Origin of the sequence: Sphingomonas sp. PAMC 26605 (assembly GCF_000241485.1) — a bacterium.
GTDB lineage: Bacteria > Pseudomonadota > Alphaproteobacteria > Sphingomonadales > Sphingomonadaceae > Sphingomonas.
The window spans coordinates 206,788-218,644 of sequence record NZ_JH584241.1 but is presented as its reverse complement, the minus strand read 5'-3'; the positions used below and the strand labels follow the sequence as shown (position 1 = coordinate 218,644).

The following is an 11,857-nucleotide window of genomic DNA, read 5'->3' as shown; positions in this document are numbered from 1 at the left end:
CCCCCAGCCCCTCCCGCAAGCGGGAGGGGAGCGCGTCATGATCCGCCTCACCACCACCGCCCCCACCTTCGCCGCCGACTTCACCGCGCTCGTCAACGCCCGCCGCGAAGCCGATGCCGACGTCGCGCGCGACGTCCGCGCGATCATCGCGCGCGTCCGTGACGAAGGCGACGCCGCCGTCCACGCCTACACCAAGAGCTTCGACCGCCACGATCTCGACACCACCGGCTGGCAGATCGACCCCAGCGAATGGCGCGCCGCGTACGACGGCCTAGCCCCCGATCTCCGCGCCGCGCTCGAACTCGCGGCAGAACGCATCGCCACCTATCACGAGAAGCAGAAGCCGCAGGGCACCGACAGCACCGACGCCAACGGCATCCGCACCGGCGCGCGCTGGAACGCGATCGAGCATGCCGGCATCTACATCCCCGGCGGCCGCGCGGCGTACCCGTCCTCGGTGCTGATGAACGCGATCCCCGCCAAGGTCGCCGGCGTCGATCGCATCGTCATGGTCACCCCGACCCCCGACGGCGAGGTCAACCCGCTCGTCCTCGCCGCCGCGCACATCGTCGGCGTCGACGAGCTGTGGCGGATCGGCGGCGCGCAGGCGATCGCCGCGCTTGCCTATGGCACCGACCGCCTCCGCCCGGTCGACGTCATCACCGGCCCCGGCAACGCCTGGGTCGCCGAGGCCAAGCGCCAGCTCTACGGCGTCGTCGGCATCGACATGGTGGCGGGTCCCTCGGAGATCGTCGTCGTCGCCGACGGCGAGAACCGCGCCGACTGGATCGCCGCCGACCTGCTCTCGCAGTCCGAGCACGACCCGACCAGCCAGTCGATCCTGTTCACCGACTCGGCTGAATTCGCCGACGCCGTCGCCGCCGAGGTGGACGCCCAGATCGAGACACTCGCCACGTCGAAGGTCGCGCGTGCGGCGTGGGACGCGAACGGCGCGATCATCGTCGTGCGCACGCTCGAGGAGGCCCTGCCGCTGGTCGATCGCCTCGCCGCCGAGCATCTCGAACTGGCATGCGACGATCCGCAGGCGCTGTTCGACAAGGTCCGCCATGCGGGTTCGGTGTTCCTGGGTCGCCACACGCCCGAGGCGATCGGCGATTATGTCGCCGGGCCGAACCACGTGCTGCCGACGGGGCGACGCGCGCGCTTCGCCAGCGGGTTGTCGGTGCTCGATTTCATGAAGCGGACGAGCTTCCTTCAACTCGGTCCGCAAGGCCTCGCCGCCATCGGCCCGGCAGCGGTAGCGCTCGCCGAAGCCGAAGGCCTCCCCGCCCACGCCAGATCGGTGGCGCTGCGGCTGGATTGAGGCACAAAGCCCCTCCCCTTCAGGATTGTCGGGTCGGCCATGCCCCCGGCATGGCCTGAAGGATGCGGGGCATCCTTCACCCGACAATGGGTTGGGGTGGGGCCGTGCCGCGAACGCGCGCGCCAGTCTCTGCGAGACACCCCCCACCCCCATCCCCTCCCCTGAAGGGGAGGGGCGCGCTTGGTCCGACGCCCCCCACACACCAATCTTCCCGTTCCGCGCTTTTTCCCCTAAGGCGCGCCGCATGTCCTCCCACGCCACACCCCGCACCGCCGCCCGCTCCAAAGCGCGCGCCGCCGCCCGTCTCGCCGCCGTCCAGGCGCTCTACCAGCACGACATGGAAGCAACGCCGGTCGCGCAGCTGCTCAACGAGTTCCACAATCACCGCCTCGGCGCGACGATCGAGGACGCCGAATATGCCGAACCCGAGGTCGATTTCTTCGACGACGTGGTGAAGGGCACCGAAGCCCGCCTCGCCGAGATCGACACGACGATCGCCGCCAAGCTTGCCAAGGGCTGGAACCTCGCGCGGCTCGACAAGGCGATGCGCGCGATCCTCCGCGCCGGCACCTACGAGCTGCTCGCGCGCGCCGACGTGCCCGTCGGCACCGTCATCAGCGAATATGTCGACGTCGCGCACGCCTTTTTCGACAAGCGCGAGGCGGGTTTCGTCAACGGCCTGCTCGACGGCATCGCCAAAGACGTCCGCGCCTGACCATGGGCGAGGTCGTCAACCTCCGCCGCGCACGCAAGGCGCGCGCGCGGGACGCGGCCGAGACGACCGCTGCCGCCAACCGCGCCGCGTTTGGCCGCAGCAAGGACGAGCGCGACGCCGCCGCCATCGAGTCGGCGCGCCACGCGCGGACGCTCGACGGGGCGAAGCGCGAGGACTGAGCCCGGAATGGTGCCGACGCGATCCCCGCTCAGTCGGCGTCGCGCAGGATCGCATTCTGCTCGACCATCCGCGATGCGCGGTCGGTCGCGGCGCGCGTGTCGCTCGCCAGTCGCTTGACCTCGCCCGCGACGACCGCGAAGCCGCGTCCGGCATCGCCCGCGCGTGCCGCCTCGATCGTCGCGTTGAGCGCGAGCAGATTGGTCTGCCCGGCGATCGTCGAGATCGTCTGGACGATATCGCTGAGATCGGTGACGGTCGATCGCAACGCCGCCTCGCGCTGCGCGAGCGCGCGTTCGAGCCGCACCTTGGGGGTCACGTCGGTGGCGATCTTGAGGATGCGATGGACCGCGCCTTCGAAGAACAACGGGCTGTAGGTCGCCTGCAGCCAGATCTTCGAGCCGTCGCCGCGGCGCCGCGGATAGACGCCGCGGTCGAACGCCCCCGCGCGCAGCCGGTGCCAGAAATCGGCATATTCGGGCGTCGCGACATAGTCGGGCGAGCACAGCATGCGATGATGCTGGCCGATCAGCTGGGCAGCCTCATAGCCGACGAGGCGCAGGAACTCGGCGTTCGCCCAGGTGACGACGCCTGCGGGATCGAACTCGATGACCGCCTGCGATCCGCACACCGCCGCCCAGGCGGCGCGGCAGAAGGCGTCGCCGGGTCCGCTCTCGTCATCCGCCATCGATCGCCCTCTCCCGTTATGGCAAGTCTACATAACTAACTTAGATTAACAATATGCCCGCGCGGCAGACACGGGCGGTGCGCCTTGCTAGACCCACCCGATGACCGAAGCCGACTTCCTCGCCGCGTTGCGCGCGCTGCCGCTGCATCCCGGCGCGCTGGGCTTGCGCGACGATGCGGCGCGGCTCGGGCGGCTCGTGCTGACCAGCGATACGCTGGTCGAAGGCGTGCATTATCTCGCCAGCGACCCTGCGGGGGATGTCGCCTGGAAACTGGTCGCGACCAATCTGTCGGATCTGGCGGCGAAGGGCGCGGTGCCGGTCGGGGTGATGCTCAACTATCCGCTGCGGCCGGCGCCCTCTTCCACCGCCACCACCACCCCGGCGAACGCCGGGGCCCAGTCGTGCGCGGCGGACGGCGAAGGACAACGCCCGACCAGCAACGCCAGCGCCTCTGGGCCCCGGCCTTCGCCGGGGAGCGCCGAAGACTGGGACACCGCCTTCCTCGCCGGCCTCGCCGAAGCGCTCGCCACCTTCGCCGCGCCGATCCTCGGCGGCGATACCGTTTCGCTCCCCCCGCACGCCCCCCGCGTTATCAGCCTCACCGCGCTCGGCGACAGCGCGCACGCGCCGACTCGCAGCGGCGCGCAGGCCGGCGATGCGCTCTGGGTCACCGGCACGATCGGCGATGCCGGCGCCGGCCTCGCGATCGCGCAGGGTCAGCCCGGCCCGGCCGACCTGCTCGCCGCCTATCGCCGCCCGCAGCCGCAACTCGCCGCGGGCCAGGCGCTCGCCCGCCAGGTCCATGCGATGATGGACGTGTCCGACGGCCTGCTGATCGACGCGCAGCGCATGGCGGCGGCAAGCGGCCTTGCGGTGGCGATCGACCTTGCGCGCGTTCCGCTGTCGGAGGCGTACCGGAACCACGCCGGCGACACCCGCACCGCGCGCCTGGCTGCCGCGACCGCGGGCGACGATTATCAATTGCTCTTCGCGCTCCCCCCGGACGACACCCCCGCCGCCCCCGCGACGCGGATCGGCGTGTTCGCGTCGGGCGTGGGCCTCACGCTGCACGACGCCGGCGCGCCGCTGCCGCTTCCCGCCGCGCTCGGCTATCAGCACGCGGGCTAACCCCCTCGAACCACACCGCTTGCCAAGCCCCGCCGCCGCGCTAGTCTGCCGGCCAAGCGTGGGGGCCGCCGTCGCGTACCGTCCCACCGTACATCCATGGGAAAGGACACGCATGACGATCGTCTATGCCGCCATCATCTGTGGCGTGATTGCCGTAGCCTACGGCCTCCTCACCTCCGCCCAGGTCCTCCGAGCGCCCGCGGGCAACGCCAAGATGCAGGACATCGCCGCCGCGATCCAGGAAGGCGCCAAGGCCTATCTCGGCCGGCAATACCGCACGATCGCGATCGTCGGGGTGATCGTCCTCGCTTTGGTGTGGGTCTTCCTCGACGGGATGCGCACCCCCGTCTCGGCGGTGAGCTTCGCGCTCGGCGCGGTGCTGTCGGGCGTCGCGGGCTATGTCGGGATGAACATCTCGGTGCGCGCCAACGTCCGCACCGCCGAAGCCGCGCGGACCTCGCTGCAAGGCGGCCTGACGATGGCGTTCCGCTCGGGCGCGGTCACCGGCCTGCTCGTGGCAGGGCTCGGCCTGCTCGCGATCTCGGGCACCTTCTGGTTCCTTGCCGGCCCGAACGGCGCCGATGCCGGCGCGCCGGTCGTAGTGAAGGCGCTCACCGCGCTCGCGTTCGGCGCCTCGCTCATCTCGATCTTCGCGCGCCTCGGCGGTGGGATCTTCACCAAGGCGGCCGATGTCGGCGCCGATCTCGTCGGCAAGGTCGAGGCCGGTATCCCCGAGGACGACCCGCGCAACCCCGCCACCATCGCCGATAACGTCGGCGACAATGTCGGCGATTGCGCCGGCATGGCGGCCGATCTGTTCGAGACCTATGTCGTCACGATCGGCGTGACGATGATCTCGGTCGCGCTCGCGCTGCGCCAGGCCGATGCGCTGCTCCAGGTGATGACGCTCCCGCTGATCGTCGGCGGGGTGTGCATCCTGACCTCGATCATCGGCACCTATTTCGTCCGGCTCGGGCGCGGCCAGTCGATCATGGGCGCGCTCTACAAGGGGTTCTGGGTCAGCATCCTGCTCTCCATTCCCGCGATCTACCTCGTCACGCGCTATGTGCTCGGCGACATGAGCGCGGTGATCGGCGGCAACGCCTTTCTCGACGGCGGCACGCAGGTCGCAGCATCCGGCGTCGCGGCGGCGACCTTCACCGGCTGGGAGCTGTTCTGGTCGATGATGGTCGGGCTCGCGGTCACCGGGCTGCTGGTGTGGATCACCGAATATTACACCGGCACCAACTTCAGACCCGTCCGCAGCATCGCCAAGGCGTCGCAGACCGGCCACGGCACCAACGTCATCCAGGGCCTCGCGATCAGCCTCGAATCGACTGCGCTGCCGACGCTCGTCATCGTCGTCGCGGTGATCGCGGCGTATCAGCTGGCGGGCGTGATCGGCATCGCCTTTGCCGCGACCGCGATGCTTGCCCAGGCCGGGATGGTCGTCGCTCTGGACGCCTACGGGCCGGTGACCGACAATGCCGGTGGGATCGCCGAGATGGCGGGGCTGCCCGACGACGTCCGCCACCGCACCGATGCGCTCGACGCGGTTGGCAACACCACCAAGGCGGTGACCAAGGGCTATGCGATCGGCTCGGCGGCGCTTGCCGCGCTCGTGCTGTTCAACGCCTACACCTCGGACCTGGCGCGCGATTTCCCCGATCTCACGGTCAATTTCGCGCTGTCGAACCCGTACGTGATCGTCGGGCTGCTGCTCGGCGCGCTGCTCCCCTATCTGTTCGGCGCGATGGGAATGACCGCGGTCGGCCGCGCGGCGGGCGCGGTCGTCGAGGAAGTGCGCCACCAGTTCCGCGAGAATCCCGGGATCATGGCGGGCACCAGCCGACCGAACTATGCGCGCACGGTCGATCTCGTCACCAAGGCGGCGATCAAGGAGATGATCGTGCCGTCGCTGCTCCCGGTGCTCTCGCCGATCCTCGTCTTCTTCGTGATCCGCGCCGTCGCGGGCCAGGCCGAGGGCTTCGCGGCGCTCGGCGCGATGCTGCTCGGGGTGATCGTCTCGGGGCTGTTCGTCGCGATCTCGATGACATCGGGCGGCGGCGCGTGGGACAATGCCAAGAAATATATCGAGGACGGGCATTATGGCGGCAAGGGCTCGGAGGCGCACAAGGCGGCGGTGACGGGGGATACCGTGGGGGATCCGTACAAGGATACGGCGGGGCCGGCGGTTAATCCGATGATTAAGATTACCAACATTGTCGCGCTGCTGCTGCTCGCAGCCTTGGCTGCGAGCACAGGCTGAGCAAAGCTCAGCAAGCGCGACCGGCCGGCGGGGGCGCCCGACGCCCCCGACCGACGGCGTGGCTTCGCCACGACGCCCCTTCTTCCCCCTTCGTCACCCCGGCCTTGTGCCGGGGCCCAACGTCCCACGCGAGCAACGCGCGTTGCGTGCGCACCGCGGTAGACCCCGGCACAAGGCCGGGGTGACGGTTGGGGGGGGCGAAGCGCCCCCAGATTTCCCCCGCACCCCAAAACCCGCTACCCACCTCAAATGCCCCACCGCCCCCTATCCCCCGGCGAGCTCGACCACGCGCAAGCCCTGTTCGGCCCGGCGATCGCCTATGACGGCATCAAGGTCCACGCCCGCCGCTACCTCCCCTTCCAGCCGCGGAACGTCGCGATGGCCCCCAACGGCCACATCTATTTCCCGCGACCGAGCTTCAAACCCGACTTCTCGACCACCGTCCCCGATCTCGCCTGGATCCTCCACGAGCTGACGCATGTCTGGCAGCATCAGAGCGGCATGTGGGTCCGCCTGCGCGGCACGCTCGCCGCCGGCCGCTACAATTACGGCGACCTCGCCGACACCAACCGCCCGTTCACGCGCTTCAACATCGAGCAGCAGGCGGCGATCGTCGGCGATTACGTGCTGACCAGCAACGGCTACCACGCCCAACACGGCCGCGGCGCGCGCGCGGATTACGAGCGCGTGCTGCCGTTTCTGCGGGGCGCGTGAGCAACATCCTTCGAACATTTCGCTGAAAGTCTCGGCCTAGATGCGCCCATAAGCTATTGGCGAAATCTGGAACAACCTAAAGTACCTGCATGATATATTATAAGAATATCATATTTTTAATTACGCTCGACACGGTTAAACAATCTGTTAGCCTTACCCGCTAAATATTTAGGCGATAGTGCGTGGTGAATCCTCCCAAGGAAATCAGTACAAATGCTAGCAGGATCAGCATCTTAGCTCCAAAGTCCGGCAAAATGGAAATCAGCCCGTCACAGGGGGATCTGGGTTTAGAAATTACCAAAAGTGGTGATTTCGGCGAGGTTGGAATGGGAGTGCTGTCAGATGGCACGCCATATCTGAACCAACGTGGGCTTGCGGTTTTGTGTGGGGTTGAGAACGCGCATATCGGCACCATCAGTTCGCAATGGAACGACATCGATCCGAAGCCTCGGGTCAAGAAGATCAAAGGTATTCTTGAGCAGGCTGGCTACACGGCCGTGCAAGCCCATGTCGAAATCTTCCATGCCGGAAGAACGCATTTTTGCTACCCTGCCGAGATAAGCTTAGCGGTCCTCGAATATTATGCTTTCGACGCGGGCCCAAATATTCAAGAGCAGGCTCGTGCAAATTATCGGCTGCTCGCTGGTTCAAAGCTTCGCGACATGATCTATAGTCAGGTCGGGTACGACCCTTCCGGGATGGATCGGTTTAAGAAATGGCATGACCGTATCGCGCTCAACTCAAAGGCAGCACCCAAGGGTTTTTTCCATGTCTTCAATGAAGCTCATACGATCATATATGAGTTGATAATATCTGGCGCAGATATCGGCGAAAAGTTCGTAGTCGATATATCTATTGGGTCGCACTGGTCCACATACTGGGAGAGCAGCGGCCTCTGCACGGAATTCGAACGAAAAAAGGACTGGCATGACTATCCAGACAGTCATCCGCAATCAAAGGCAAATCCGCACGAGTCATGGTGCTACCCTCTAGCCTCCCTCGGCTACTTTCGCCAATGGCTGCAGGACGTTTATCTTGAGGGCGGGAAATTTTCTGGATATCTCAATACCAAAGTTAAAAAGGGCGAGCTTCCGCCGTCTGTAGCCCAATTAGCAATCTCCACCTTAGTTCCGCCGCAAATTGGCGGACCGAAAAGCTAGGACACATAAGATGGGCAAGGCACGATCGATCGCTCTTGATACGCAAACCTTTGCAAAAGCCGGGGACGCAACCCTATTTTTTAGTGGCCTGCTTCAGCGCTACAAGCTTGGAGATCGGGTCTCAGACGAAGATGAGATGCACCTGCACGCCCTCTTAAAAAGGCATGACGAAGCAGATAAAAAGCGAGGGACCGGGGTCGCTTATTTTTCCGTAGACAGCGCGCCAGAACCCTACTCGGGTCAGCGGTGCTTCTGGATCACACGGGAGGACGGCAGCCGGATTGATATCTCATATCAGCATTGCTTGGAAAAGAAGCCGTACGACTGAATTCGCCGCTCCGCTCGAACATCCGCGCGGCGTCGCCGAGGTGACCAAGTCTCAGGTCGCGATGACCTATGGGCAGGGTCTTAACGCAGAGCGGCGCATGGCCGCTACGCCCACCACTTTAATTCGTCATGCCGGCGATCGCGATCCCTATACGCTGCGCCGCGCGGCCTGATCGCCCCCGCAAAAACCGCTGTCCTACACGCGCCTTTTTTGTCATCCTCCCACCCGACTCGCGCCCCAAAGCGCCGCTCTTTCTCAAGGTCAGCCCGCCAACCGCATCCCCCGGCCGCGCGCCCGCGCGCGATCATCACACAAACGGAAACGATCGACCCCGATAACACCAGCTCCAGGGGTCAATCGAGTCAACCACTGCACGGTTCGTCGCACGGCTTTCCTTTTCGGGCGTGTTCGGCTATGCGCCGCGCTTCGCGAACTCCGCACAAGATCACCCACATCCTCAGAGGTTTGTTTGGCAAAAGAAGAACTGCTCGAAATGCGCGGCCAGGTGGTGGAGCTTCTGCCCAACGCCATGTTCCGCGTGAAGCTTGAGAACGATCACGAAATCCTCGGTCACACCGCCGGCAAGATGCGCAAGAACCGCATCCGCGTGCTCGTCGGCGACGAGGTGCTGGTCGAGCTGACGCCGTACGATCTGACCAAGGGGCGGATCACCTATCGCTTCAAGTGAGCCGGGTCCGGCGATGAGCGCAGCGCTCGTCGCTGCGGCGGTGACGCCGCCGCTCATATTGGCCTCCTCCTCGCCGCGCCGCGCCGATCTGCTCGCGCGGCTCGGCGTGACGCCGGCGCGAATCGCCGCGCCCGATATCGACGAATCGCCGCTCCCGGCCGAGCCGCCGCGCCGCTATGTCGAGCGCATCGCGCGCGCCAAGGCGCTCGCGGTCGAGCGTGCCCCCGGCGAGATCGTGCTCGCCGGCGACACGACGATCGCGCTCGGCCGCCGCATCCTCGGCAAGGCGGAGGACGCGGCGAGCGTCGGCACGATGCTCGGCCTGCTCTCGGGCCGGCGGCACCATTGCCTGAGCGCGGTGTGCGTGATCGCCGCCGACGGCACGCTGCGTAGCCGGCTGTCGGACACGATCGTCGCGTTCAAGCCGCTCTCCGCCGCCGAGATCGCTGGCTATGTCGCGAGCGGCGAGGGGCTCGGCAAGGCCGGCGGCTATGCCATCCAGGGCCGCGCCGAGGCGTTCGTGCGCTTCCTGTCGGGGTCGCATTCGGGCGTCGTCGGGCTGCCGCTGTTCGAGACGCGCGCGCTGTTGCTGGCATCGGGGCTGGCGCTTGGCTGAATGGCTCTATGAGGGCGGGATCGGCGAGGCGCGCGCGATTCTGGTCGAGGGCGGCGCGATCATCGAGGCGCGGATCGAGCTTGAGCAAGCTGGCCCGCGGATCGGCGCGGTGCTGCCCGCCCGGCTGGTCGAGATCACGGTCAAGGGCCGCGAAGGCCGCGTGAGCTTCGCCGGCGGCGAGGCGATGCTCGCGCCGCTCCCGCCCGGCATCACGCAAGGGTCGGCGCTGCTGGTCGAGCTGGTGCGCGAGGCGATCCCCGAGGGCCGGCGCACCAAGCTGCCGCGCTGCGCCCCCGCCGAGGGGCCGGAACGCGCCGGGCCGAGCCTGTACGAGCGGATCGAGGCGAGCGGCGTGGGCGTGCGGACCTGCCATGCGCACGAGCCCGACCATTTCGAGGCCGCCGGCTGGTCGGAAGTGCTGGAGGAAGCGCAGACCGGCGACATCGTCTTTGCCGGCCCCACCGGCGGCGCGTTGCGGATGAGCCCGACGCCTGCGATGACGCTGTTCGACGTTGACGGCCATCCCCCGCTCGAGCCGCTCGCGCTCGCCGCCGCCCGCGCCGTCGCCGCCGCGATCATACGCTTCGACATCGGCGGATCGATCGGCGTCGACTTCCCGACGCTTACCGGCAAGGCCGCGCGCGGCGCGGTCGACGCCATGCTCGACGCCGGCCTGCCGCAACCGTTCGAACGCACCGCGATGAACGGCTTCGGCTTCGTCCAGATCGTCCGCCGCCGTGCCCGCGTGTCGCTCCCCGAGCTGCTCCGCGCCGACCCCGCCGCTGCCGAGGCACGCGCGCTGCTCCGCCGAATCGAGCGCACCCCGCCGCCGGTCCCGACGCAGCATCGGGTCTCGGCGCGCGTACAAAAGGTGCTCGCCGCCAATCCGCACTGGATCGCCGAGCTTGCCCGGCGTACCGGCGTCACCCCGGTCTTCGAGGTGGCATGATGGCGCGTTCCAAACCCTGTCCGCTCTGCGGCAAACCGCCCGTCGCGGCCTTCTCGCCCTTCTGCTCGCAAGGCTGCCGCGACCGCGACCTGCTGCAGTGGCTCGGCGAGGGGTATGCGATCCCCGTGCGCGGTTCGCCGGGCGAAGATGACGAAGACGGGCTAGACACGCCCCAAGACCGCGACTAAGAGGCCGCTTCCCCGGAGCGATCCGGATGTGCCCGAGTAGCTCAGTTGGTAGAGCATGCGACTGAAAATCGCAGTGTCGGTGGTTCGAATCCGCCCTCGGGCACCATTATCCTGACAGCGTCGGAGAACTGGTGATGACGATGCGTACGGTCTTCATCACGGGCGGAACCTCGGGCATCGGCGAGGCCGCGGTCCGTGCGTTCGCCGCCGCCGGCTGGCGCGTCGTCACCACCGGGCGTCGTGCCGATCGCCTGAAGGCGCTGGCCGATTCGCTCGGGGACGCGCTCCACACGCTCGCCTTCGACATTCGCGACCGCGCCGCGATGGAAGCCGCGATCGCCGGCCTGCCGGCCGAATTCGCCGCAATCGACGCGCTGATCAACAACGCCGGCCTCGCGCTCGGCACCGCGCCTGCGCAGGACGCGCAGCTCGACGACTGGCAGACGATGATCGACACCAACGTCTCGGCGCTGGTCGCGGTGACGCGGACGCTGCTGCCCGGCCTCGTCGCGCGCAAGGGCGCGATCCTCAACCTGTCGTCGGTCGCGGCGACCTACCCTTACGCCGGCGGCAACGTCTATGGCGGGACCAAGGCGTTCGTCCGCCAGTTCAGCCTGGGCCTGCGCGCCGATCTCCACGGCACCGGCGTGCGCGTCACCTCGATCGAGCCGGGCATGGTCGAGACCGAATTCACCGTGGTGCGCACCGGCGGCAACCAGGCGGCGTCCGACACGCTCTACGCCGGTGCCAACCCGATGACGGGCGACGATATCGCCGCGACGCTACTGTGGGTCGCCGAGCTGCCGCCGCATCTCAACATCAACACGCTCGAACTGATGCCGGTCAACCAGTCGTTCGCGGGCTTCGCGGTGGCGCGTCAAGGGTAACTTGCGTTACGCGGCGCACGCGCCA

General features: G+C 67.4%; 14 protein-coding genes and 1 tRNA gene. 14 read left to right on the top strand and 1 reads right to left on the bottom strand.

The features are described 5' to 3' along the window. Positions 1–37 precede the first annotated feature (37 nt). The 3 genes from hisD to RH90_RS22385 all read left to right on the top strand — a co-directional run bounded on the left by hisD (position 38) and on the right by RH90_RS22385 (position 2,218). Positions 38–1,324: a histidinol dehydrogenase gene (hisD, locus tag RH90_RS01045; RefSeq protein WP_010183334.1), complete on the top strand. Its 1,287-nt coding sequence runs from the start codon at positions 38–40 to the stop codon at positions 1,322–1,324. Between the two features lie 244 nt (positions 1,325–1,568). Continuing rightward, positions 1,569–2,039 (top strand): transcription antitermination factor NusB, encoded by a 471-nt coding sequence (gene nusB / locus RH90_RS01040; protein WP_029624935.1) that lies wholly within the window; start codon positions 1,569–1,571, stop codon positions 2,037–2,039. Positions 2,040–2,041: 2 nt separating this feature from the next. Then, the gene (locus RH90_RS22385) at positions 2,042–2,218 is read left to right on the top strand and encodes a DUF4169 family protein (RefSeq protein WP_010183330.1); all 177 of its coding nucleotides are present in this window, start codon (positions 2,042–2,044) and stop codon (positions 2,216–2,218) included. A 29-nt stretch (positions 2,219–2,247) separates the two neighbouring features. On the opposite strand, the gene RH90_RS24565 is transcribed toward RH90_RS22385, so the two are convergent. Next, positions 2,248–2,904 (bottom strand): methyl-accepting chemotaxis protein, encoded by a 657-nt coding sequence (locus RH90_RS24565; RefSeq protein ID WP_010183329.1) that lies wholly within the window; start codon positions 2,902–2,904, stop codon positions 2,248–2,250. A gap of 100 nt (positions 2,905–3,004) precedes the next feature. On the opposite strand from RH90_RS24565, the gene RH90_RS01030 reads away from it, so the two are divergent. The 11 genes from RH90_RS01030 (at position 3,005) to RH90_RS00980 (ending at position 11,832) form a co-directional block, all read left to right on the top strand. After that, positions 3,005–4,033, top strand: a complete 1,029-nt coding sequence (locus RH90_RS01030) for a thiamine-phosphate kinase (protein ID WP_010183328.1) — start codon at positions 3,005–3,007, stop codon at positions 4,031–4,033. A gap of 112 nt (positions 4,034–4,145) precedes the next feature. Continuing rightward, a complete protein-coding gene (locus RH90_RS01025) occupies positions 4,146–6,302 on the top strand; it encodes a sodium-translocating pyrophosphatase (RefSeq protein WP_010183326.1) in 2,157 nt (718 codons plus the stop codon). A 249-nt stretch (positions 6,303–6,551) separates the two neighbouring features. Continuing rightward, positions 6,552–7,016 carry a hypothetical protein gene (locus tag RH90_RS01020; protein WP_010183325.1) on the top strand — a complete coding sequence of 155 codons (465 nt, stop codon included), beginning with the start codon at positions 6,552–6,554 and terminating at the stop codon, positions 7,014–7,016. A gap of 182 nt (positions 7,017–7,198) precedes the next feature. Further along, entirely contained in the window at positions 7,199–8,176 is a 978-nt protein-coding gene (locus tag RH90_RS23245; protein ID WP_157134491.1) for a hypothetical protein, read from the top strand. A gap of 10 nt (positions 8,177–8,186) precedes the next feature. Beyond that, the gene (locus RH90_RS01010) at positions 8,187–8,504 is read left to right on the top strand and encodes a DCL family protein (RefSeq protein ID WP_010183323.1); all 318 of its coding nucleotides are present in this window, start codon (positions 8,187–8,189) and stop codon (positions 8,502–8,504) included. Between the two features lie 469 nt (positions 8,505–8,973). Further along, a complete protein-coding gene (infA, locus tag RH90_RS01005; protein WP_010162480.1) occupies positions 8,974–9,192 on the top strand; it encodes a translation initiation factor IF-1 in 219 nt (72 codons plus the stop codon). Positions 9,193–9,205: 13 nt separating this feature from the next. Then, positions 9,206–9,808 (top strand): Maf family protein, encoded by a 603-nt coding sequence (locus RH90_RS01000; RefSeq protein ID WP_010183322.1) that lies wholly within the window; start codon positions 9,206–9,208, stop codon positions 9,806–9,808. Next, positions 9,801–10,757 (top strand): hypothetical protein, encoded by a 957-nt coding sequence (locus RH90_RS00995; protein WP_010183321.1) that lies wholly within the window; start codon positions 9,801–9,803, stop codon positions 10,755–10,757. Before RH90_RS01000 ends, RH90_RS00995 begins: the two co-directional genes overlap by 8 nt. Beyond that, entirely contained in the window at positions 10,757–10,945 is a 189-nt protein-coding gene (locus RH90_RS00990) for a DNA gyrase inhibitor YacG (RefSeq protein ID WP_010183320.1), read from the top strand. Before RH90_RS00995 ends, RH90_RS00990 begins: the two co-directional genes overlap by 1 nt. Positions 10,946–10,975: 30 nt before the next feature. Beyond that, positions 10,976–11,051 (top strand) — tRNA-Phe (locus tag RH90_RS00985). Positions 11,052–11,085: 34 nt separating this feature from the next. Further along, entirely contained in the window at positions 11,086–11,832 is a 747-nt protein-coding gene (locus RH90_RS00980) for an SDR family NAD(P)-dependent oxidoreductase (RefSeq protein ID WP_442852466.1), read from the top strand. Positions 11,833–11,857: the final 25 nt, after the last annotated feature.